Origin of the sequence: Pseudomonas fluorescens, from assembly GCF_902497775.2 — a bacterium.
Lineage (GTDB): Bacteria > Pseudomonadota > Gammaproteobacteria > Pseudomonadales > Pseudomonadaceae > Aquipseudomonas > Aquipseudomonas putida_F.
In genome coordinates this window covers 3,754,851-3,778,256 of record NZ_OZ024668.1, presented here as the reverse complement: position 1 = coordinate 3,778,256, position 23,406 = coordinate 3,754,851, and the positions used below count along the sequence as shown (strand labels likewise).

The 23,406-nt window shown below is 61.0% G+C and carries 22 protein-coding genes; 17 read left to right on the top strand and 5 right to left on the bottom strand.

The genetic code is table 11. The features are described 5' to 3' along the window. Nucleotide 1 precedes the first annotated feature (1 nt). Nucleotides 2-1,234: a 3-methyl-2-oxobutanoate dehydrogenase (2-methylpropanoyl-transferring) subunit alpha gene (locus F8N82_RS17295; protein WP_038996422.1), complete on the bottom strand. Its 1,233-nt coding sequence runs from the start codon at nt 1,232-1,234 to the stop codon at nt 2-4. Nucleotides 1,235-1,435: 201 nt separating this feature from the next. Between F8N82_RS17295 and bkdR the strand changes: the two genes are divergently transcribed. From bkdR to F8N82_RS17275, 4 genes are all read left to right on the top strand, one after another. Next, on the top strand, nt 1,436-1,927 hold the full coding sequence (gene bkdR, locus F8N82_RS17290) for a Bkd operon transcriptional regulator BkdR (RefSeq protein WP_038996420.1): 492 nt from the start codon (nt 1,436-1,438) through the stop codon (nt 1,925-1,927). Nucleotides 1,928-2,047: 120 nt separating this feature from the next. After that, a complete protein-coding gene (locus F8N82_RS17285) occupies nt 2,048-5,521 on the top strand; it encodes a glycosyltransferase (RefSeq protein WP_038996419.1) in 3,474 nt (1,157 codons plus the stop codon). Between the two features lie 226 nt (nt 5,522-5,747). Then, nucleotides 5,748-6,989, top strand: coding sequence for a glutamine synthetase family protein (locus F8N82_RS17280; RefSeq protein WP_176470420.1), 1,242 nt, complete (start codon nt 5,748-5,750; stop codon nt 6,987-6,989). A 171-nt stretch (nt 6,990-7,160) separates the two neighbouring features. Then, complete coding sequence (locus F8N82_RS17275; RefSeq protein ID WP_038996417.1) at nt 7,161-8,498, top strand: MFS transporter; 1,338 nt, start codon at nt 7,161-7,163, stop codon at nt 8,496-8,498. Nucleotides 8,499-8,569: 71 nt separating this feature from the next. Here the strand turns inward: F8N82_RS17275 and F8N82_RS17270 are convergent, their stop codons facing one another. From F8N82_RS17270 to flgA, 4 genes are all read right to left on the bottom strand, one after another. Next, nucleotides 8,570-9,313 (bottom strand): flagellar brake protein, encoded by a 744-nt coding sequence (locus F8N82_RS17270; protein WP_038996416.1) that lies wholly within the window; start codon nt 9,311-9,313, stop codon nt 8,570-8,572. Between the two features lie 80 nt (nt 9,314-9,393). Then, on the bottom strand, nt 9,394-9,861 hold the full coding sequence (locus F8N82_RS17265; protein WP_038996415.1) for a flagella synthesis protein FlgN: 468 nt from the start codon (nt 9,859-9,861) through the stop codon (nt 9,394-9,396). 45 nt (nt 9,862-9,906) lie between these two features. Beyond that, a complete protein-coding gene (flgM, locus tag F8N82_RS17260) occupies nt 9,907-10,224 on the bottom strand; it encodes a flagellar biosynthesis anti-sigma factor FlgM (RefSeq protein ID WP_038996414.1) in 318 nt (105 codons plus the stop codon). A 168-nt stretch (nt 10,225-10,392) separates the two neighbouring features. After that, nucleotides 10,393-11,145, bottom strand: coding sequence for a flagellar basal body P-ring formation chaperone FlgA (gene flgA / locus F8N82_RS17255; protein ID WP_038996412.1), 753 nt, complete (start codon nt 11,143-11,145; stop codon nt 10,393-10,395). Between the two features lie 69 nt (nt 11,146-11,214). Between flgA and F8N82_RS17250 the strand changes: the two genes are divergently transcribed. The 13 genes from F8N82_RS17250 (at nt 11,215) to flgK (ending at nt 23,397) form a co-directional block, all read left to right on the top strand. After that, entirely contained in the window at nt 11,215-12,144 is a 930-nt protein-coding gene (locus F8N82_RS17250) for a chemotaxis protein CheV (RefSeq protein ID WP_010224956.1), read from the top strand. A gap of 52 nt (nt 12,145-12,196) precedes the next feature. Next, complete coding sequence (gene cheR / locus F8N82_RS17245; RefSeq protein ID WP_038996410.1) at nt 12,197-13,024, top strand: protein-glutamate O-methyltransferase CheR; 828 nt, start codon at nt 12,197-12,199, stop codon at nt 13,022-13,024. 224 nt (nt 13,025-13,248) lie between these two features. Next, nucleotides 13,249-13,656 (top strand): flagellar basal body rod protein FlgB, encoded by a 408-nt coding sequence (gene flgB, locus F8N82_RS17240; RefSeq protein WP_038996408.1) that lies wholly within the window; start codon nt 13,249-13,251, stop codon nt 13,654-13,656. A 3-nt stretch (nt 13,657-13,659) separates the two neighbouring features. Next, nucleotides 13,660-14,103 carry a flagellar basal body rod protein FlgC gene (gene flgC / locus F8N82_RS17235; protein WP_010224960.1) on the top strand — a complete coding sequence of 148 codons (444 nt, stop codon included), beginning with the start codon at nt 13,660-13,662 and terminating at the stop codon, nt 14,101-14,103. Nucleotides 14,104-14,118: 15 nt separating this feature from the next. Beyond that, nucleotides 14,119-14,841, top strand: coding sequence for a flagellar hook assembly protein FlgD (gene flgD, locus F8N82_RS17230; RefSeq protein ID WP_038996406.1), 723 nt, complete (start codon nt 14,119-14,121; stop codon nt 14,839-14,841). 31 nt (nt 14,842-14,872) lie between these two features. Beyond that, a complete protein-coding gene (flgE, locus tag F8N82_RS17225; protein ID WP_038996405.1) occupies nt 14,873-16,246 on the top strand; it encodes a flagellar hook protein FlgE in 1,374 nt (457 codons plus the stop codon). A 73-nt stretch (nt 16,247-16,319) separates the two neighbouring features. Further along, nucleotides 16,320-16,511, top strand: a complete 192-nt coding sequence (locus tag F8N82_RS17220; protein ID WP_080764784.1) for a hypothetical protein — start codon at nt 16,320-16,322, stop codon at nt 16,509-16,511. 190 nt (nt 16,512-16,701) lie between these two features. Continuing rightward, entirely contained in the window at nt 16,702-17,442 is a 741-nt protein-coding gene (locus F8N82_RS17215; RefSeq protein ID WP_038996403.1) for a flagellar basal body rod protein FlgF, read from the top strand. Nucleotides 17,443-17,487: 45 nt separating this feature from the next. After that, nucleotides 17,488-18,273: a flagellar basal-body rod protein FlgG gene (flgG, locus tag F8N82_RS17210; RefSeq protein WP_038996401.1), complete on the top strand. Its 786-nt coding sequence runs from the start codon at nt 17,488-17,490 to the stop codon at nt 18,271-18,273. A 54-nt stretch (nt 18,274-18,327) separates the two neighbouring features. Continuing rightward, complete coding sequence (flgH, locus tag F8N82_RS17205) at nt 18,328-19,023, top strand: flagellar basal body L-ring protein FlgH (protein ID WP_038996399.1); 696 nt, start codon at nt 18,328-18,330, stop codon at nt 19,021-19,023. Between the two features lie 12 nt (nt 19,024-19,035). Continuing rightward, entirely contained in the window at nt 19,036-20,145 is a 1,110-nt protein-coding gene (locus F8N82_RS17200) for a flagellar basal body P-ring protein FlgI (RefSeq protein WP_010224970.1), read from the top strand. An 11-nt stretch (nt 20,146-20,156) separates the two neighbouring features. After that, nucleotides 20,157-21,350 (top strand): flagellar assembly peptidoglycan hydrolase FlgJ, encoded by a 1,194-nt coding sequence (gene flgJ / locus F8N82_RS17195; RefSeq protein ID WP_038996397.1) that lies wholly within the window; start codon nt 20,157-20,159, stop codon nt 21,348-21,350. Nucleotides 21,351-21,360: 10 nt separating this feature from the next. Beyond that, nucleotides 21,361-23,397, top strand: a complete 2,037-nt coding sequence (gene flgK, locus F8N82_RS17190; protein WP_150776932.1) for a flagellar hook-associated protein FlgK — start codon at nt 21,361-21,363, stop codon at nt 23,395-23,397. The last annotated feature ends 9 nt before the right edge of the window (nt 23,398-23,406 follow it).

Sequence of the window (23,406 nt, the reverse complement as noted above, 5' to 3'; positions counted from 1 at the left end):
CTCAGATCCCCAGTTCCTGGCGCTGCCGGCGCAGGTGCTCCGGCATCTCCTTGTAGACATCCTCGAACATCGAGGCCGGGCTCGGCATCTGGCCACCGGCCAGGGTGCCGTACTGCTCGGCTTCTTTCTGCGCCTTGATGATCTCGGCTTCGAGCTCGGCGGTAACCGCCTGGTGCTCTTGCTCGGACCAGTGACCGATGGCGATCAGGTGCTGTTTGAGGCGGGCGATCGGGTCGCCCAGGGGGAAGTGACTCCAGTCGTCGGCCGGGCGGTACTTGGACGGATCGTCCGAGGTCGAGTGCGGGCCGGCGCGATAGGTGACCCATTCGATCAGTGTCGGGCCCAGGCCGCGGCGGGCGCGTTCGGCGGCCCAGCGCGAGGCGGCATAGACAGCGATGAAGTCGTTGCCGTCGACGCGCAGGGAGGCGATGCCGCAACCCACGCCACGTCCGGCGAAGGTGGTCGATTCACCACCGGCGATGGCCTGGAAGGTGGAGATCGCCCACTGGTTGTTGACCACGTTGAGGATCACCGGCGCGCGGTAGACGTGGGCAAAGGTCAGGGCGGTGTGGAAGTCCGATTCGGCGGTGGCGCCGTCACCGATCCAGGCCGAAGCGATCTTGGTATCGCCCTTTATGGCCGAGGCCATGGCCCAGCCGACCGCCTGGACGAACTGGGTCGCCAGGTTGCCGCTGATGGTGAAGAAGCCGGCTTCGCGCACCGAGTACATGATCGGCAACTGGCGGCCTTTGAGCGGATCGCGCTCGTTGGACAGCAGTTGGCAGATCATCTCTACCAGCGAGACGTCGCGGGCCATGAGGATGCTTTGCTGGCGGTAGGTGGGGAAGCACATGTCGCTGCGGTTCAGGGCCATGGCCTGGCCGCTGCCGATGGCTTCTTCACCCAGGCTCTGCATGTAGAACGACATCTTCTTCTGCCGCTGGGCGACCACCATGCGGCTGTCGAACAGCCGGGTCTTGAGCATGGTGCGCATGCCCTGGCGCAGGATCTCGGGGCTGACGTCCTCGGCCCAGGGGCCCAGGGCATTGCCCTTGTCATCCAGTACCCGGATCAGGCTAGAGGAGATGTCCGCAGTATCGGCGGCTTCTACATCGACGGGAGGTTTACGAACCTGACCGGCATCGTTCAGACGCAGGTAGGAGAAATCAGTCTGGCAGCCTGGCCGGCCTGTAGGCTCGGGCACATGCAAACGCAGGGGGGCGTACTCGTTCATGCTTTTTTACGCTCGCTCTGTCTTGTGTTTTTGTTGAGCTTTGAAGCGGTCGCTACTGACACCCGGCTTGTGACCAGGGAGTCAGTCTTGTCCTACATGATATTCCGGCGCCTGAAGAATATTTTTCTCAAGTTCGTTGCCTTTGCTTCGGCTTGCGGATAAACATTCCTTATAAAGACAAAAATCAGGTGATTTTCTCTCATGCGCAAACTGGATCGTACGGATATCGGCATTCTCAACAGCCTCCAGGAAAATGCCCGCATCACCAACGCCGAGCTGGCGCGCTCGGTGAACCTTTCGCCGACCCCTTGCTTCAACCGGGTCAAGGCCATGGAAGAACTCGGAGTGATTCGCCAACAGGTGACCTTGCTGGCGCCGGAGGTGCTGGGCCTGGATGTGAACGTGTTTATTCATGTCAGCCTGGAGAAGCAGGTCGAGCAATCCCTGCATCGTTTCGAGGAGGAAATTGCCGAGCGCCCGGAGGTCATGGAGTGCTACCTGATGACCGGCGACCCTGATTACCTGTTGCGTGTGCTGCTGCCGAGCATTCAGGCGCTGGAGCGTTTTCTCGACTACCTGACCCGCTTGCCGGGGGTCGCCAACATTCGATCGAGCTTTGCCTTGAAGCAGGTGCGCTACAAGACCGCGTTGCCGCTGCCGGCCAATGGATTGACGTTGCCAGGGTCAGTGTAGGCAGAAGCGGCGCAGCACTGGCTTGGAACTTGCTTTGGCGCTAGGCGCGGCTCGCGGTGTCGGCTTTTTGGCTGTTCGGCGCGGGTGTCCTGTCTATTTGTCGGTGGTGCCTGAATCCTTATGCTTACGTCGAACCCGCTGGTCAGCATCGTAATTCCTGCCTACAAGGCCGAGTATTTCGAAGCTGCGCTGCTGAGCGCTTGCAACCAGACCTACGATAACCTCGAGATCGTGATCTGTGACGATAATCGCAGCGGCGCAATCGCGGCGATCGTCGAGCGCTATCGCCACAGCAGCCGGGTGCCGATTCATTACTTTCATAACGACCCGGCGCTCGGTGAGATTCGCAATGCCGTCGCCTGTGTCGAGGCGGCGCGTGGCAAGTACATCAAAACCCTGCACGATGACGACGAACTGCTGCCTCAGAGCGTTGCCGCGCTGGTCGACGTCATGGAGCGCGATCCATCGATCGCCCTGGCATCCTCCCGGCGCCTGGTGATCAACGAGGAGGGTGAAATTACCCCGCCGAAGTTGCCTTACATGTTCCCCTTCTCTGGCGACGTGGTGATCGATGGGCCACAACTGGTCTCGTTCCTGGCGCGCTACCCGCTCAACTTCATCGGTGAGCCGAGCTGCATGCTGTGCCGACGTGAAGATTTGCTCGAGCTTGGCGACCAGGTGATGTCGCTGCAGGGCAAGTTGATCCTCGGTTTCGGTGACATGGCCATGGCTGCGCAACTGTTCCAGCGTGGCAACCTGGCCTTGCTTGCCCAGCCACTGACCCGCTACCGGGTGTCGCAACAGCAGGGCAGTCGGGTCAACTGGGTTCAGTTGGAGAGTGGCCAGGGGCAGAAGGACTTTACCCGCAGTGTCTATGAGCTGGGCTGGGCCGACCCTGAAGGGGGTGTACTGGTTGAGGTGGCACCGCTGCAACCGGGTGCATTGTTCCAGCCCGTCAACCTGATGAAGCTGATCATCGACAACTCCATCCGCGTGCAAACGGCGCAGTTTACCGCCCACTGGATGGATGGCCGAGTCTCGGGGACCGAACACAGCCGGTTACTCGCCGAGCATTTGTTGGGGCGGCCGCATCAGCCAAGCATCGGCGTTATTGTCCTCGACCCTGACGCCGATCGTGAAGCATTGCAGCGTACGCTTCACAGCCTGTATCGCCAGGATTCGGCGTATACCCCGCACGTCACGGTACTCAGTGTCGACCCTCAAGTGCAGGATCGCACGTTGCCTTGCTCATTGATGCAGCTGCAACCGCAGGAGCTGGCTGCCCAACTCAATCAGCTGGTTCAGGACAGCAATTGTGATTGGCTGCTGCTGGTTCACGCAGGAGAGGCGTTTACCGCCGCCGGCCTGACTGGCGTCGCCCTGGAGCTGCCGGGTGCTGCTGGATGTGCGGCGGTGTTTGCGGATTACGCCACGCGCGATGCACAGGGGCAGGTCAGCATCGGTTTGCGGCCGGGCTTCAACCTGGACTTGCTGCTCGGCAATCCTTCGGTAATGGCCGGGCACTGGCTGTTCAGCCGCGAGGCACTGCTGGGCAGTGGCGGTTTTAGCGAGGGGTTCAAGGGGGCGATGGAGTTCGAGCTGATCCTGCGCCTGATCAACCAGCATGGCACCAATGCTTTCGGGCATATCCCCGAGCCCTTGTTGTTCAGCGGCGCGCGTGTCATTGAGGCGAGTACCGGGCGTTTGGCCATCGAGCAGCATCTGCATGTGCGTGGCTACAACCAGGTTCAGGTGACGCCGCTCGATACAGGCCACTTTGTCATTGACTACGGACATGTGCACCAGCCGCTGGTATCGATCGTGGTCGTCGCCAACAGTGATCTCACGGCATTGGAACGTTGTCTCACCAGCGTGCTGGAACATACCCCATACCCGCATTATGAATTGCTGGTGGTCGAGTGTGGGGATGAGTCACCGCAGGTCAGTCGGTGGCTGCAGGACGTCGAGCAGTTTACTCAGGGGCAGTTGCGCATTGTGCGTGGCCAGGGCCCGCTTACTGTCAGTGCGGCGCGCAATCTCGGTGCCGAGCAAGCCTCGGGTGAGTTCCTGCTGTTCTTCTCCAGCCAATCGGTCGTGATCCATGGGCAGTGGTTGCAGCAACTGCTCAATCACGGTTTGCGCCCGGAAGTGGCGGTAGTCGGCGGCAAGGGCTTTTCGGCGGACGGCAAGATCTCCCACGCCGGCTTGCTGCCTGGGGTGTTCTCCGGTGCGGGCCGGGTGTTTGCCGGCGAGGCAGGCGAAGCGACCGGGTACCTCAACCGTTTGCAACTCGACCAGAACTACAGCGCAATTTCCCACGATTGCATGCTGGTGCGTTCGGCCCTGTTTACCGAAGCGGGAGGCTTCGATGCGCCGTCTTTCGCTGATGAAGGCGCGGACATCGACCTGTGTTTGCGCCTGGGGCAGCACGGTTACCTGATGGTGTGGGCGGCGCGCTGCATGTACATCAACACGGCCGAGATCGCGCCGTTTGCCGCAGCCACCCAGCATGCACTGTGTGAGCGCTGGCTGGCGAACCTTGCCCGCGATCCGGTCTGCAACGCTAACATTTCCCTGGATGATCGCAGCGCCACCATGCTGGGGTCGCTGGCCTTGAACTGGCGGCCGTTGTTCTGCCTCGGCGCCCCGGTCGTGCTGGCCCACGTCGATCCGCACAGTGACAGCGCATGGCATCGTCTGGGTCAGTCACTGCACCAGCATCAGCAGCGGGCAATACTCCAGGCTGCCCAGGTCGAGCGTATACCCGGGATTGTCGAGCTTGAGCGCTTTGGTGCTCAGGCAATTATCCTGCACGGGCACCCTGAGCAGGCCAAGCTCCAGGCGCTGCGCGATATCAAAAAATACACCAGCGCTGCACGGGTCTATGAGCTGGACGTGCTGCCGCAGACGCGTGAAGACATGCAGTTGCTGCGCGAAATGCTTGCCGAGGTCGATCGGGTGGTGGTGGCCACCTCGATGATGGCGGAGGTGGGCCGGCATCTGCATCACGATGTACGCCTGATCGAGACCCGTCTGAACCCTGAGCTGTGGCTGAACGTGCCGCAGCCTTGCGTACAACGTTCTGCGCGGCCACGGGTGGGTTGGCTGGGCTTGCCGGCCGATGCGGATGATCTTGCCTCGATTGCCGCAGTGATCGAATGCCTGTCCGCCGAAGTGGATTGGGTGATACACGGCGCCTGTCCACCGGCGTTGCGCGGGCATATCAAGGAACTCTATCCGGCCGTTGCGCTGGCACAACGGCCCCAGGCGCTTGCCCGTCTTGACCTGGACCTGGCGCTGGCACCGCTGTGTACCAGCATGGCCAGTGAATTCAAGGGTCCTGAGCGACTATTGGAGTACGGTGCATGTGGTTTCCCGGTGATCTGCAGCGACATGCCGGGCTATCGCAACACCTTGCCGGTCACACGGGTCAGCAACAATGCCGAGGACTGGGTGCAGGCCATTCGTGCGCAGCTCGCCGATCGACCCGGCTTGCGTCAGGCGGGCTTGCAGTTGCGTGCGGCCGTGCAGCGTGAATGGATGCTCGACCAGGCTACCCTTGATGCATGGCGTAGCGCCTGGCTCGGCGACTGAGGCAGATGGCTGCCGGGGCAACCGCAAGCGTTGCCCCAGCGTGAGTGCTTGATATTTTTAACACCCCAGGACTATGTTGAGGGGTCGCCGTTCGCGGCTTGTTAAAAATAACAAGGATAAAGTCATGACGACCAATGGCCAACGTTCTCTCGCCGAGCGATTGACGGGCATTGATGAGATCGAGTGCATTACCCCGGACCTCAATGGCGTGCCCCGCGGCAAGGTGATGACCGCTGAAGGCTTTCTTGAGGGCCGCCGCCTGCAGATGGCCCGTGGCGTTCTGCTGCAATGCATCATGGGCGGTTACCCGGCGGCGCGCTTTTACGGCAGCGATGACGGCGACCTGGCGCTGGTGGCCGATCCACAGCATATTTATCGCCTGCCCTGGAGCGACGAGCCTCGGGCCCTGGCCATTTGCGATGCGGTCGAGCTCAGTGGCGCAAGCTCCGGGTTGTCCAGTCGTGGCCTGCTCAAGGCCGTCATCGCCCGCTATGCCGCCCGTGGCCTGGCACCCGTAGTGGCGACTGAGCTTGAGTTCTTTGTCTTCGCCCCCAATAACGATCCCAAACAGCCGTTTCTGCCGCCGCTGGGCAAGGATGGTCGGCGCGAAGAGGGTCATTCGGCGTTCAGCGTCAGCTCCAACAACGGCCTGCGCCCATTCTTCAACGAGGTCTATCGCTGCATGGCGGCCCTGGGTTTGCCGCGCGATACCTTCATGCACGAGATGGGCGTCAGCCAGTTCGAGATCAACCTGTTGCACGGCGACCCGCTGCTACTGGCCGACCAGACCCTGCTGTTCAAACACCTGCTCAAGGAAGTCGCGCTCAAGCACGGCCTGACCGTGGTGTGCATGGCCAAGCCACTGGCACACACGCCGGGCAGTTCCATGCACATCCACCAGAGTGTGGTCGAGGTGGACAGCGGGGTTAATGTGTTCAGCGATGCCGAGGGCAAGCCGACGCCGACCTTCTACCATTTCATCGGCGGCCAGCAGGCGTGCATGGCGGACTTCACTGCCTTGTTCGCGCCAAACGTGAATTCCTACCAACGCCTGTGCCACCCCTATGCCTCACCCAACAACGCCTGCTGGTCCGAAGACAACCGCGCCGCCGGCCTGCGCATTCCAGCCAGCTCGCCCGTAGCGCGCCGGGTCGAGAATCGTTTGCCGGGTGCCGATACCAACCCGTACCTGGCGATTGCCGCCAGCCTCGCAGCGGGGCTGCACGGTATTGAACAGCAGCTCGAACCGGCGCCGGCGATCCAGGGTGAATTCGAGGTGCCGGATCAGTTGAGCCTGCCTTGTACCTTGCATGCGGCCCTGGAGCGTCTGAAGCGCAGCGAGCTTGCCCGGGAACTGTTCGGCAAGGAGTTCATCGAAGGCTACATCGCCACCAAGACCCTGGAGCTGACCAGTTTCTATGATGAGATCACCCCGTGGGAGCGCCGCGTGCTTGCAGCGCAGGCATAACCGGCGAGGCGTTTTCGCCGCCGTAACGCACTCAGCATCAAGGCAGGTGGCAGACTTCTTCGTGAATGGTCTGCCGCCTGTTTTTTTATCTGCGGCGCCTGCAAGTCGGTTATTTTCACTTATGCTTTCACGCAGTTTTTCCACCAGCTCAAGGAGCCGTTCGGGACGCTGATGCGACAGATCTGGAAGTCTTTTCGCGCGCTGTATTTCGCTGCGCTGATGATGTTGATCGGCTCCGGCTTGTTGAGTACCTACCTGGCCTTGCGCCTGGCTGCCGATCATGTCGACAGTCTCTGGGTCGGTGCGTTGATGGCCGCCAACTATTTCGGCCTGGCCCTGGGCGGCAAGATCGGCCACCGGCTGATTGCCCGGGTCGGGCATATCCGTGCCTATGCCACCTGCGCTGGGATCGTCGGTGCGGCGGTGCTTGGCCATGGCCTGGTCAGTTGGTTGCCGGCCTGGGTGGTGCTGCGGGTGATCGTCGGTTTGGGGATGATGTGCCAATACATGGTCATCGAGAGCTGGCTCAACGAGCAGGCCGATGCCAAGCAGCGCGGTGCGGTGTTCAGCGGCTACATGATCGCCTCGTACCTGGGGCTGGTGCTCGGCCAGTTGATTCTGGTGGTGCATCCAGAGTTGGGGCTTGAGCTGCTGATGCTGGTCGCCATGTGCTTTGCCCTGTGCCTGGTACCGGTAGCACTGACCCGACGGATTCACCCGGCGCCGCTGCGGCCGGCGCCGATGGAGCCGCGCTTCTTTATCAAGCGGGTGCCGCAGTCGCTGAGTACCGTGCTCGGGGCTGGCCTGATCGTCGGTTCCTTCTACGGTTTGGCGCCTCTGTATGCGGCCAAGCAAGGGCTGAGTACCGAGCAGGTCGGTCTGTTCATGGGCAGCTGCATTTTCGCCGGGCTGCTGGTGCAATGGCCGCTGGGCTGGTTGTCCGATCGCTACGACCGGGCTTTGCTGATTCGCAGTGTTGCTGTGGGCCTGGCCATTGTGGCCTTGCCGCTGGCGATCATGCCGACTGTGCCGCTGGAAGTGCTGTTTGTTGCCGGCTTTGCGGTGTCGCTGCTGCAGTTCTGTCTGTACCCGCTGGCGGTGGCGTTCTCCAACGACCACGTCGAGGGCGAGCGTCGCGTTTCGCTGACGGCAATGCTGCTGGTCACCTATGGCGTAGGAGCGAGTATCGGGCCGCTGGTGGCCGGGGTGCTGATGAAGGTGCTGGGCAATCAGATGCTCTATGCCTTCTTTGTGTTTTTTGCCCTGGTACTGGTCTGGCGGATCCGGCCGAAAGCGGTTACCGGCTTGCACCAGGTCGACGATGCGCCGCTGCATCACGTGGCCATGCCGGCGGCAGGTTCGCCGTTGTCGGCGGCGCTGGACCCACGGGTTGACGAGCAGGTAGTGCAGGATCAGATGCAGGCGCCGGTGGGCGCTGAGGATACCGAGGCGCAGGAGGGGGCTGAAGCTGAGGTTGCGGCTGAAGAAGTCAAGCCAGATAAGGTTTGATGTCATCGCGGGGCAAGCCCGCTCCCACAGTAATCCTTCTGTGGGAGGCTTGCCCCGCGATGCGGTTCGACTCAGTAATCGTCTTTATCGAACCGTCGCGCTTCACGCTGCAACTGGTAGACAAAGGTTTCTACCTTGCGCTGCATTTGCCCGTTGAGGTTGTGAAAACGCACGCCAGCGAAGGTGGCGTTGATGCGCTCTTCGAAATGCAGATGGCGCAGCTCGACCTCGACCTGGGACAACCCCAGCGGCGCGCCGGTAGCGAATTTTTCGTAGACCTGGCCCAGTTGCAGGCGCTCTTCGACATTGCCTTCAAAGCGCAGCTTGCAGCCCGTGGCGGAAACATCCAGCAGTTTGCCGCGCAGGGCGCCATTGCCCTTGAGCTTTTCGCCGTCGAGTACGACATCCACCAGTTGGGTCAGCTTCAGCGCTGCGCGAAAGGCATTGCGGCGCTGGTGGTAGGCCACTTCGGTGGGCAGGGTGCCGTGGTAGCTGCGATGGCCATCGGCCTCGACGATGCTCAGCGGCGTGTTGCACTCCCAGGCGATGCGAACGCCATCATGAAAGCCTTCAACGCGAAACGGCTCGCCATTTTGCAGGTAGCGTTCACCGTCACGGGGGATCATTTCATCAAGGGCCAGGCGATTGTCTTCGCGGTCGACGTCGACCACATAGCTTTGAAAGCGCTGGCTGCGTTCGTGGAAAGTGATGATCAGCGGGTCATGGCTCTCTTGCAGCGACCGCAAGTTGGCGGCAATTTCCAAAGGAGTCGTCAGTACCTTTGGAGGCTGCGGAGCTTCTGCTTCATTGAACACGGTTAATCATTCTCCAGGCAAAAACGTCACACGCAAGTTACGGCATTTTGCCAGTATGTTCCGCGCCTTGATACAGGGAATCAAGCCTGGCTGAGCGCCTGTGGCTTGGCGAGGGGAGAGGTCGACCCACGGCTGTCATACAACGAAGGTGCTTCGCCGCCCATGAGGATTTTGATCTGGTTGGCCGTGGTGCTCTGCTGGAGTTGGATGGCGCGACCGTTGCGCTCATTGACTGCCTGGCAGTCGGCCAGCAATTTGCCCAGTGCATCCAGTTGCTGCAGCAGCAGCTCGCCCAGGGATGACTGGCTGGCCAGTTGTGCGACACCCTCGCGGTCCTGGGAAAGACCCAGGCTGGCGAGCAACTCACTGCGCCGCCGGCCTTGCTGATCGAGCTGGATTACCAGCGACTGCTTGCGTGCCAGGATGTTTTCCAGCAGCGGCATGTCGCGACCGTGCAGGGCTGCTGCTTCGGTTTGCAGTAACTCGAGCAGATCTTGCGCTGGAGCAATATCGGTCTCGATCAGTTGCAGCAGAGTAGTGTCGTGCATGGCTGGCTCTTTGGTTCAAGCGTCCTGAAGTCAGCGCGCCAGGGGCTAGCGCTGGGCTTCGAAATTAAGCAGTTTGCTGGCGACGCGGTTGCTGTCGACCTGGTAGCTGCCGTCGGCGATAGCCTGTTTCAACTCGGCCACTCGGGCGCTGTTGACAATCGGCTGATCGCGCAGTTGGTCGCTGACCTTTTGCAACTGCTGGGCCTCGTGACTGAGGTGTACGGTTTCCCCGCTGGCGCTGTTCTCAGCGACGCTGCCGGCCTTGGCCGAAGCCGTGCTGGCGGTGCTTTCCTGGCTGTTGCCAGTGCGCACGCCGCCGGCAACCGACGGGGAGTTATTCAAACGACTGAAGTCGATGACCATGATCAGAAAACCTCTGGGTATTTGGACGCTTGCCTTGTTTTCGGCCAACCCGAAAGAAACTTTAGGCGCAAATGCTCAATGGCGTGCGCGGCCGGTTCGGGGCATCCAATGGGACACAGTTTAGGAAAAGCAGTTCCTGATCGCCAGCATTGTTGTTGATTCAAGTACCTACATGGCCACTTCTACCTGTCCGGGCCCGGTGACCCTGGCCTTGACCACCCGCTTGGAGTTGAGGTTGCGCACCCGGATCTGTTCGCTCAGGCCGCCTTTGCTCAACGCCTCGCCCGGCATGCGCACCGCCAGGCTGCCGCTGCGTGCGGTGATCACCACCTGGTCACCCTTGCGCACCACCTCGGCCTGCTCCAGATGCTGGGGAGTGAGGACCTGATCCATGACCGTTGGTCGGATAAGTTTGAGGCCTACCGCCTGGTCGAGGCTGCCGAGAAAACCCTGGCTGAGCATGCCCACGTCGCGTTCGCGCAGGGCCACGTCCTGTTCGCCGACAATACTGTCGCGCTTGAGCGGGCGGACCACGGTCACCACGTTGCGAAACAGACGTACCTGGGCGGGCACGAATACCGTCCACGGTGAGCTGCCATCGCAGCGAACCCGCACGGTGACACGGCCCAGCGGCTGCGCCGGGCTCTCCAGTGAGGCGCCCAGTTGCTGGTCGCACAGCGGCATGCGCAGGCGCGGGTCGAGGTTGTTGACCTGGATCTCGTAGCGGCCTTCGGTCTGGCTGGTGGCCAGGTAGTCTTCTACGGTGAATTCAAGAAACCCCTGGGTGACACCGATAAGCTGTTCAGGCAAGGTGAAAGCGTCAGCCAGAGTTCGAACGCCAGGGGCCATCAGGCACAGCGCAGCAAGGAAGCCGGGCAGGTGGCGGGTCAGGCGTCGGAAAAATGTCGTTTTCATGTTCATACGATTAAAAAAAGCAAAGCGCGTGCCGACTGGGTACGAAGCTCGAAGCGTTTGGTGAAGGAGTCTGGCATGGCTGGTGTAATGGATTCGGTGAACCAGCGCACGCAACTGGTAGGGCAGAACCGCCTGGAGCTGCTGTTGTTCCGTCTCAATGGCGAACAGCTCTACGGCATCAACGTGTTCAAGGTGAGGGAGGTGCTGCAGTGCCCGAACCTGACCGTAATGCCCAAATCCAGCCCCGTCGTGCGCGGTGTCGCGAATATTCGTGGGGCAACCATCCCGATCCTCGATCTGGCGATGGCGACCGGGATGCCCGGTCTGAGTGAAGAAACCAGCAAGAGTTTCGTCATCATCACCGAGTACAACACCAAGACCCAGGGGTTTCTGGTGCACTCGGTGGAGCGCATCGTCAACATGAACTGGGAGGAGATCCATCCGCCACCCAAGGGCACCGGGCGCGATCACTACCTGACGGCAGTGACCCGGGTCGACAACAAGATGGTCGAAATCATCGACGTGGAGAAAATCCTCGCCGAAGTGGCGCCGACCTCCGAGGCGATTTCCGCCGGCGTGGTCGATGCCGAGGTGCAGGACAAGGCGGTAATGCTGCGGGTGCTGACGGTCGATGACTCGTCGGTGGCGCGCAAGCAGGTCAGCCGTTGCCTGCAGACCGTTGGCGTCGAAGTGGTGGCGCTCAACGACGGCCGCCAGGCGCTCGACTACCTGCGCAAGCTGGTCGACGAGGGCAAGCGTCCGGAGGAAGAATTCCTGATGATGATCTCCGACATCGAGATGCCGGAGATGGACGGCTACACCCTGACCGCCGAGATTCGCAGCGACCCGCGCATGCAAAAGTTGCACATCATCCTGCATACTTCGCTTTCCGGGGTGTTCAACCAGGCGATGGTCAAGAAGGTCGGTGCTGATGACTTTCTGGCCAAATTCCGCCCGGACGACCTCGCCCAGCGCGTTGTTGATCGGATCAAGGCCACGCACTAACGGCCGGGGGCGTTCGCCCCTGGCGGTACATACGATTTAAGAGGCGGCATCATTGTCTACGGGTAATTTGGATTTCGAACAGTTCCGGGTATTCCTGGAAAAAGCCTGTGGCATCCTGCTGGGCGAAAATAAGCAATACCTGGTCTCCAGCCGTCTCAACAAGCTGATGGAACAGCAGGGCATCAAGTCCCTGGGCGAACTGGTGCAGCGTATCCAGAGCCAACCGCGCAGCGGCTTGCGCGAGCAGGTGGTCGATGCCATGACCACCAACGAAACCCTCTGGTTTCGCGATACCTATCCGTTCGAAGTGCTCAAGAACAAGGTTCTGCCCGAGCAGATCAAGGCCAACCCTGGCCAGCGTCTGCGCATCTGGTCGGCCGCCTGTTCGTCGGGGCAGGAGCCGTACTCGATCTCCATGGCCATCGACGAGTTCGAGCGCAGCAACATCGGCCAGTTGAAGATGGGCGCGCAGATCGTTGCCACCGACCTGTCCGGCTCGATGCTGACCAACTGCAAGACCGGCGAGTACGACAGCCTGGCCATTGCCCGCGGCTTGTCCCAGGAGCGCCTGCAGCGCTACTTCGACGTCAAGGGTCCGGGGCGCTGGGCGGTCAAGGCACCGATCCGCAGCCGTGTCGAGTTTCGTTCGTTCAACCTGCTCGACAGCTACGCGAGCCTGGGCAAGTTCGACATCGTGTTCTGCCGCAACGTGCTGATCTACTTCTCGGCCCAGGTCAAGAAGGACATCCTCCTGCGTATTCACGGCACGCTCAAGCCGGGCGGTTACCTGTTCCTGGGTGCCTCCGAAGCGCTCAACGGTTTGCCGGATCACTACCAGATGGTCCAGTGCAGCCCGGGGATCATTTACCAGGCCAAATAGGCCTTAGCGGCAAGCTTCAAGCTTCAAGCGGCAAGAAAGAGCAGATCGTGCACCGCCTGGCTTTTTCTTGCCGCTTGAAGCTTGCCGCTTGCCGCTCTTTGCCACTTTTCTGGCATTGCCGCTACCGGTAACCCCCTCAAAGCCCCGTATTTACGGGGTTTTGTTTTTTGGCATGGCTCTTGCTCTGACTCAGTCAACGAAAAACCTTCGAAGGTTTCCACGACATGAGCATCAGCTTCGACAAAGCGCTCGGCATCCACGAAAAGGCATTGGGCTTTCGCGCCCAGCGTGCCGAGGTGCTGGCCAACAACATCGCCAACGCCGACACGCCGAACTACAAGGCGCGCGACATGGACTTCGCGTCGGTCCTGGCGGCGCAGGCCGAGCAGACCAGCAAGGGGCATTTCGCACTGGATCGGACCAACGCCCGGCACATCGAGGCCGAAGGCCTGAGCATGGGCGACGAGACCTTGCAGTACCGCACGCCGATGCAGCCGTCGATCGACCAGAACACCGTCGATGCCCAGCTCGAGCAATCGAGCTACGCGGAAAACGCCGTGGGTTTCCAGGCCAGCTTCACGCTGCTCAACAGTAAATTCAAAGGGCTGGTATCGGCCCTGCGCGGAGAGTAAGTCATGTCCCTCGCCAGTGTCTTCAACATTGCCGGTAGCGGCATGAGCGCCCAGACCACGCGTCTGAATACCGTCGCTTCGAACATCGCCAACGCCGAGACCGTCTCCTCGAGCATCGACCAGACCTACCGTGCTCGCCACCCGGTGTTCGCCACCACTTTCCAGCAGGCTCAGGCCGGTGTCAGCCAGTCGCTGTTCCAGGATCAGGATGCCGCAGGCCAAGGCGTGCAGGTGCTTGGCGTGGTCGAAGACCAGAGCAACCTTGAGGCGCGCTACGAGCCGAATCATCCGGCTGCGAACAAGGACGGCTACGTCTACTACCCGAACGTCAACGTGGTGGAAGAGATGGCCGACATGATCTCTGCCAGCCGTTCGTTCCAGACCAACGCCGAGCTGATGAACACGGCTAAAACCATGATGCAGAAGGTCCTGACCCTGGGTCAGTGATAAAGGACTAAGCCAATGGCTACCACCGTCAATGACAGCACGCTCAGCCTGAACGATGTCATCAAGTCTTCCGGCAAGAAGACTGCCGAGACCAGTACTCTGGGCAATACCGTCGCCGCCAAGGCCGGCAACAAGCAAACCTTGGGCAAGGACGCGTTCCTGCAGCTGCTGGTTACCCAGATGCAGCACCAGAACCCGCTCGATCCGCAGGACAACAGTGAATTCGTCGCCCAGTTGGCGCAGTTCAGCAGCCTGGAAGGCATCACCAGCCTGAACGAGTCGGTCAATGCCATCACCGGCAACTACAAGTCATCGCAAGCCCTGCAGGCCTCGTCGCTGGTCGGTCGCTCGGTGATTACCCAGAGCGACAAGGCCGTGGTCGACACGACCAAGAGTTTCACCGGCTCCGTGGTGGTGCCGCAGAGCATCAGTGCCGCCACCGTCACCATCACCGACAAGGATGGCAAGGTGGTCAAGACCGTGCAAATGGGCGAGACCAAGGCCGGCAATGCCGAGTTCATCTGGGACGGTACCAACGATGCGGGCGAGAAAGTCGACCCGGGTACCTACAGCTTTACCGCCAAGACCAAGGTCGAGGGCAAAGAGGTGGAGATGTACACCTTGCTGCCGGCCACGGTCAGCAGCGTCACTATCAGTCAGACGGGTGGCGAGCTGATGCTCAACCTCGCCGGCCTGGGCAGCGTTGCCCTGTCCAAAGTCCAAACCATCGGTATATAGAGCCGGCTAACGCGGCACAAGGAGTGGAAAGATGTCTTTCAATATCGGCCTTAGCGGTCTCTATGCAGCCAACAAGCAACTGGACGTGACCGGCAACAACATCGCCAACGTCGCGACCACCGGTTTCAAATCGTCCCGCGCCGAATTCGCCGACGCCTACTCGGCGAGCAAGCTGGGCGTGGGCAGCAAGACTGTCGGTAACGGTGTGACCCTGGCAGCGGTTTCGCAGCAGTTTGGTCAGGGCGATGTCAACAACACCGGCAACGTGCTGGACATGGGTATTCAGGGGCAGGGCTTCTTCGTCCTCAGCGACAACGGTTCGCTGAGCTACACCCGTGCCGGCGCCTTCCAGACCAACAAGGACAACTACGTTGTCACTGCGGACGGTATCCGCCTGCAGGGCTATGCCGCCGACTCCACCGGCAAGATCGCCAAAGGCGTGCTGACCGACCTGAAGATCGATACCTCGGCACTGGCGCCGAAGTCGACCACGCTGATCGACCAGGGTATCAACCTGAACTCCTCGGCGTCGCCGATTCCATTGACAAAGGATGATCCGGCCAATCCGGGTACGCCGATCGCCAATGCGCCGTTCAATCCGACTGACGAGAGCACGTACACCAAGTCGTTCCCGACCAAGGTCTACGACAGTCAGGGTAACGAGCACGTCATGGAGCAGTACTACCGCAAGACCGGTACCAACGAGTGGACCATGTACACCCTGGTCGACGGTCGCAACCCGTACGATCCGACCAGCGCCACGCCGCTGACCGGCACCATGAGTTTCAACTCCGATGGCAGCATCAAGGCCATGACCGCGAGCAATACCGGTGTGCCTACCACGCCGCCAGGTCAGTACGAGTTCAGCGTTGCCAACAACACCTTCACCATGAAGGGTTGGATTCCGGCGGTGTACAACAAGACCACCAATACTTGGGGTCCCAACGGTTCGAGCGGCAACCCGGATGGTATGCGTCTGTCGATGAACAGCACCACCTCCTACAACACTGAAACCGCGCGGATGTCTCAGTCCCAGGATGGTTATGCCACCGGCATCCTCTCCAGCCTGAGTATCGACTCCACCGGCGTGATGTTCGCAAGCTTCAGCAACCAGCAATCTCGCGCCATTGGCCAAGTGGCCATCGCCAGCTTCGCCAACGAGCAAGGGTTGGAGCAGATGGGCGGTACGCGCTGGAAAGAAACCTTCGCCTCGGGTATTCCCGGTATCGATACGCCCACCACTGGCACCCTGGGTGCGATCAAGTCCAATTCCCTGGAGGCCTCGAACGTCAACCTGACCAACGAACTGGTCGAGCTGATCAAGGCGCAGAGCAACTACCAGGCCAACGCCAAGACTATCTCCACCCAGAGCACTATCATGCAGACCATCATTCAGATGACCTGATGACGGTGCGATGAGTTGAGTTGTGGACAGGCCCCTTTCTCGGAAGGGGTCTGTTGTTTCAGGAGTAAGGATAATGTTGCAGCGTTTGGGTGTTGTCTTGCTGTTGGCAGGGCTGCTGATTGCCCCGGCTCGGGCCGATATGGCGCCCTGGTATCGCTGGGAAAGCCAGGCCGATGGGCGCCTGGTGTGCTCGCAGTTTTCTCCGGGCCCGGGCTGGAAACAGTTTGCCGGGCCGTTCAACAATGCCGGTTGCCGTGATAACTGAAACTTGCCGCTAGCGGCAAGCCGGCGCCGTATTTTCGACGGCGCTTCTTTTGCGTGAGTTCTCGCATAGGCCTGAAACCCTTGCCTTGCGGGGCTTTTCCGCCTTTTTCAAAAGTTGGTTTGAAACTTGCTACAGGCACTGCAGAGCAGCGGCGGACGGCAAGTGTTCGCCAGCGCAGCGGAGGATGACTGTGGACAAGATGCTATACGTGGCCATGACCGGCGCCAGCCAGAACGCGCTGGCGCAGAAGGCCCATGCCAACAACCTGGCGAACATTTCCACCAGCGGTTTCCAGCGCGACCTGGAGCAGGCGCGTTCGATGCCGGTGTTTGGTGACAGCTTTCCGGCGCGGGCCTATGCCATGACCGAGCGCCCGGCCACCGATTTCAGCCCGGGTTCGATGCAGGAAACCGGTCGTGACATGGACATCGCCATCGGCGGCGACGGCTTCATCGCTGTGCAGGCTCCAGACGGCAGCGAAGCCTATGTGCGTACCGCCAGCCTGAACATTGACGGCCTGGGTGTGCTGCGCGCCGGCAACGGCATGCCGGTGATGGGCAATGGCGGGCCGATTGCGGTGCCGCCAGAGCAGAAGGTCGAGATTGGTCAGGACGGTACCATCAGTATTCGCGCCATGGGTGAAGGCCCACGGGTGATGGCCGAGGTTGACCGCATCAAGCTGGTCAACCCGGACCTGAAGACCATGACCAAGGGCCTGGACGGTATGATCCATACCAGGAGCGGTCAGCCCGCGCCTGCCGATGCCAACGTCCAGGTGGTTTCCGGTTTTCTGGAGTCGAGCAACGTCAACGCGGTCGAGGAAATGACCTCGGTGCTGGCGCTGTCCCGTCAATTCGAATTGCACATCAAGATGATGACCACGGCCAAAGAAGGCGATGAAGCCATGGCTCGGGTTTTGCAAATCGGCTAATTACACAGACGTAGCGCCGTAAAACAGGCGCGCGAGGAGAACAGCATGCTTCCGGCTCTTTGGGTCAGTAAAACCGGTTTGTCCGCCCAGGACACCAACCTGAGCGTCATTTCCAACAACCTGGCCAACGTTTCGACCACCGGCTTCAAGCGTGATCGTGCCGAGTTCCAGGACCTGCTCTACCAGATCAAGCGCCAGCCCGGTGCCCAGTCGACCCAGGACAGCGAGCTGCCGTCGGGCCTGCAAGTGGGTACCGGTGTGCGCATCGTCGGCACCCAGAAGAACTTCAGCACCGGCAGCCTGCAGACTACCGAGAACCCGCTGGACATGGCGGTCAACGGTCGCGGTTTCTTCCAGATCCTGCAGCCGGATGGCACTGTTTCGTACAGCCGTGACGGTACGTTCCACCTGAACTCCGATGGCCAGATTGTCACCGCCAACGGTTTTGCCCTGGAACCTGCGATCGTCGTGCCGCCTGAGGCGCAGACCTTCACCGTCGGCCAGGATGGCACCGTGTCGATCACCACTGCCGGCAACCCGGCGGCGCAGATCATCGGCAACATCCAGACCGCCGACTTCATCAACCCGGCCGGCCTGCAGGCCATGGGTAGCAACCTGTTCCTGGAAACCGCCGCCAGCGGTGCGCCGCAAATCGGCACGCCGGGCCTCAACGGTTTTGGTGTGGTGCAGCAGCAGACCCTGGAGAACTCCAACGTCAGCACCGTGGAAGAGCTGGTCAACATGATCACCACCCAGCGTGCCTACGAAATGAACTCCAAGGTCATTTCCACCGCTGACAAGATGCTCGCGTTCGTTACCCAGAACCTGTAAGTGAAGTCTTCGAGGTCGCTTGAACGGCGCCTGTTACACCGTGAGGTCAGAGTCATGAGTCGTTTGTTTTCCGTACTAGCCCTGAGCGGGATCGCCTTGCTGGCCGGTTGCGTCGCGCCGACGCCCAAGCCCAACGATCCGTACTACGCGCCGGTATTGCCGCGTACGCCTTTGCCGGCGGCGGCCAACAACGGCTCGATCTACCAGGCCGGTTTCGAACAGAACCTGTACAGCGACCGCAAGGCCTTCCGGGTTGGTGACATCATCACCATCACCCTCAACGAGCGCACCCAAGCGAGCAAGAGCGCCAACTCGCAGATCGCCAAGAACAGCAAGGCCGATATCGGCCTGACCTCGTTGTTCGGCGGGGGCATGACCACCAACAACCCGTTCGGTGACGGCGACCTCAGCCTCAGTGCCGGCTACAGTGGCGACCGTGCAACCAAGGGCGACAGCAAGGCGGCCCAGGGCAATACCCTGACCGGCTCGATCACCGTCACCGTTGCTGACGTTCTACCCAACGGCATCATTGCCGTGCGCGGCGAGAAGTGGCTGACCCTCAACACCGGCGATGAGCTGGTGCGTATCGCCGGGATGATCCGTGCCGATGACATCGCTACCGACAACACCGTGCCTTCGACCCGTGTTGCCGATGCGCGTATCACCTACTCGGGTACCGGCTCGTTTGCCGACGCCAGCCAACCGGGGTGGCTCGACCGCTTCTTCATCAGCCCGCTTTGGCCTTTCTAGGTTCGGATGACCATGTTCAACTTCAAGCAGCTGATTGCCGCTACGATTCTGCTGTCCACTGCGTTCGCCGTGCAGGCCGAGCGTCTGAAGGACATCGCCAGCATTTCCGGCGTGCGCACCAACCAGCTGATCGGCTACGGCCTGGTGGTGGGGCTCAACGGCACGGGTGACCAGACCACCCAGACGCCGTTCACCCTGCAGACCTTCAACAACATGCTCTCGCAGTTCGGCATCAAGGTGCCGCCGGGCTCGGGCAACGTGCAGCTGAAAAACGTGGCCGCGGTGTCGGTGCATGCCGACCTGCCGGCGTTTGCCAAGCCGGGCCAGGTAGTGGACATCACCGTCTCCTCGATCGGTAACTCCAAGAGCCTGCGCGGTGGCAGCCTGCTGATGACCCCGCTCAAAGGTATCGACGGCAACGTCTACGCCATCGCCCAGGGCAACCTGGTGGTGGGTGGTTTCGATGCCGAAGGCCGCGACGGTTCGAAGATCACCGTCAACGTGCCGTCGGCCGGTCGCATCCCTGGCGGTGCCTCGGTCGAGCGTGCCGTGCCCAGTGGTTTCAACCAGGGCAACAGCCTGACCCTGAACCTCAATCGCCCGGACTTCACTACCGCCAAGCGCATCGTCGACAAGGTCAACGAACTGCTCGGCCCGGGCGTCGCCCAGGCTCTGGATGGTGGTTCGGTGCGGGTCACTGCGCCGCTCGATCCAAGCCAGCGGGTCGACTACCTGTCGATTCTCGAGAACCTTGAAATCGATCCGGGTCAGGCCGTGGCCAAGGTCATCATCAATTCGCGTACCGGTACCATTGTCATTGGCCAGAACGTCAAGGTGTCGCCGGCGGCGGTCACACACGGCAGCCTGACCGTGACCATCACCGAAGACCCGATCGTCAGCCAGCCGGGGCCGTTCTCCAATGGCGAGACCGCCGTGGTGCCGCGCTCACGGGTCAATGCCGAGCAGGAAGCCAAGCCGATGTTCAAGTTCGGCCCGGGTACCACCCTGGATGAAATCGTCCGTGCGGTGAACCAGGTGGGCGCGGCACCGGGCGACCTGATGGCGATCCTCGAAGCCCTGAAACAGGCCGGCGCCTTGCAAGCCGACCTGATCGTGATCTGAGGGGGTTGGCCATGGATATGCCGAAAAGCGCATTCAATGCCGCCGACAGTGGCGCCTACACCGACCTCAATCGCCTGAACTCGCTGAAGGTCGGTGATCGCAATAGCGACGCCAACCTGCGCAAGGTAGCCCAGGAATTCGAGTCGCTGTTCCTCAACGAGATGCTCAAGTCGATGCGCTCGGCCAACAATGTGCTGGCCGAGGACAATCCGCTCAATACCGAAACCACCAAGCAGTTCCAGCAGATGTACGACCAGCAACTGGCGGTGAGTATGTCCCGCGAGGGCGGTGGCATCGGCCTGCAGGACGTGCTGATGCGTCAGCTGTCCAAGCAGAAGGCGACTGCGGCGAGCAATAACAGCCCGTTCCCGCGGGTAGATATCCAGCAGCGTCCGTTGTGGGCGAGCAAGGTGGCCGAGCCTGTGCGCAGCGAAGAAACCGCTGTCGCTCGCAACGATATGGCCGCGCTCAACTCGCGTCGCCTGGCGCTGCCGGGCAAGCTGACCGATCGCCTGCTGGCCGGTATCGTGCCGTCAGCCGCCGCGGCCACCACCAACACCGCTGCCTTGGCGCAGCGCACCACGGCCATGACCGATGCCGTGGTCAAAGGTGACTGGCAGTCGGCTCAGAGCTTTGGCGCACCGGGCTCGATGCGTATCTATGGCCGCGCCGTGGCCCAGCCGCCGCTGGCGCCGGCCAAGCGTGCGTTTGGCTCGTCCGATGAATTCGTCGCCACCATGCTGCCGATGGCCGAGCAGGCGGCCAAGCGCATCGGTATCGATCCGCGCTACCTGGTGGCCCAGGCCGCGCTGGAGACCGGCTGGGGCAAGTCGGTCATGCGTCAGGCCGATGGCAGCAGCAGTCACAACCTGTTCGGCATCAAGGCTACCGGCAACTGGCAGGGCGGTCAGGCGCGGGCGATCACCAGCGAGTTTCGTGACGGCCAGTTCGTCAAGGAGACGGCAGCGTTCCGCTCCTACGATTCCTACCAGGACAGCTTCCATGACCTGGTCAGCCTGTTGCAGAACAACGCGCGCTATAAAGATGCGGTGAAGTCGGCCGATAAGCCAGAACAGTTTGTGCGAGAGCTGCAGAAGGCCGGGTATGCAACTGACCCGGACTACGCCAGCAAGATTTCGCAGATCGCAAAACAGATGAAGTCGTACGAGAGCTACGCGGCTATCGGTACTACAACGAAACTATAAGGTTTGAACCATGGCGAGTTTGATCAATATCGGCTTATCCGGTGCCAGCAATGCCCAATCCGGCATGCACACCACGGGTAACAACATCACCAACGTCGATACCGCTGGTTACTCGCGCCAGCAGAATATCCAGAGCGCCAAAGGCTCGATTCGCGAAGGCCATGTGTTCATCGGTACCGGTACCACCCTGGCCGACGTGCGTCGGGTGTACAACAACTTCCTGGAAAACCAGCTGCGTACCACCACGTCGCTGAGCAGCGACAGCAGCGCCTACATGAGCCAGATCGGACCGATCGACAAGCTTCTGTCCGATAAGGACACCGGCATTACCGGTGCCCTGAAAAGTTTCTTCTCTTCACTGCAGAATGCCGCGGCCAAGCCCACTGAAGACGCTTCGCGGCAGTTGCTGCTGACCAGTGCCCAGGCCCTGAGCAAGCGCTTCAACACCATCGCTTCGCAGCTCAACCAGCAGAACAGCAACCTCAACGGCAACTTGTCGTCGATGGCCACCCAGGTCAACAACCTGACCTCGGCCATTGCCCAGTACAACGACCAGATTTCGCGGGTTTCGGTGGTGCAGGGCAGCCCCAACGACCTGCTCGACAAGCGCAATGAAGCGGTGCGCCAGCTCAGCGAACTGGTGGGTGTGGATGTCACCGAGCGCGAAGGCAACCTGGATGTCTACCTGAAAAACGGCCAGTCGCTGGTGTTGGGTACCAGCACCAATACCTTGTCGACGGTCGCCAGCCCGACCGATCCGACGCGGATGAACCTGCAGCTCAATCGCGGTACGACCCAGATCGACATCACTGCCAGTGTCACTGGCGGTGAAATCGGCGGCCTGCTGCGCTACCGCACCGATGTCCTCGATCCGAGCCTGAACGAGCTGGGTCGGGTTGCCCTGGTGGTTGCCGATCAGATCAACAGCCAGTTGTCCCAAGGGATCGACAAGAACGGTAACTTTGGCGCCTCGATGTTCAACGACATCAACAGTGCTGCCCTGATCAGCCAGCGCAGCATCGCCAAGGCCGGTAACAGCGCCGGTTCCGGCAACCTTGATGTGACCATCAAGAATACTGGCAAGCTGAGTACCAGTGACTATCAGGTGACTTTCACCAGCGCGACCGGCTACAGCGTCAAGAAACTGCCTGAGGGTACCGACATGGGTACTTTCGACCTGAACGACAATCCGCCCAAGGTAATCGACGGCTTCAGCCTCAACCTCAATGGCGGGCCTGTACAGGCCGGCGATTCGTTCAAGATCACCCCGACCCGAGGGGCGGCCAGCAGCATCGACACCGTGCTCACCGATCCCAAGCGTATCGCCCTGGCAGCTCCGCTCAATGCCACCAGTGGTGCGGGCAACCAGGGTACCGGGATCATCGGTCAGCCCAACCTCACCTCCAAGCTGGATATCTACGATTCGGCCCAGCGCCTGGCGCTGGAGAACGGCCTGAAGTACTCGACGCCGGTCAAGCTGGTGTTCGGCGACGAAAAAACCGTTCCGCAGACCTATACCGTGCATAACGCCAAGGGTGACCCGATCGCTAGCGGAACGATCATTCCGGGGCAGGAAAACAAGCTGCAGATCAACGTGCCAATCGTCGATGCCAATGGCAACGCCGTGACGCCGGCGGCGACCTACAGCTTCGACATGACCGTGGCTGGCGCACCGAAGGCGGGTGACAACTACACCGTGGCCCTGACCGGTGCCGGCTCGGCCGACAACCGCAACGCTCAGGCGGTGATCGACCTGCAGACCAAGCAGACCATCGACCTGGGCGATAACGGCAGGGGTGTCAGCTTCACTGATGCCTACGGCAAGCTGGTGGAGAACATCGGCGGCAAGACCGCCCAGGCCAAGCTCGATGGCGACGCCACCGGTGCCCTGCAGAAGTCGGCCAGTGAAGCCAGTAACTCGGTATCGGGTGTCGACCTCGATGAAGAAACCGGCAACCTGATCAAGTATCAGCAGTACTACACGGCCTCGTCGCAGATCATCAAGATCGCCCAGGAAACTTTCAGCACGCTGATCAACAGCCTTTAAGGAGACGTA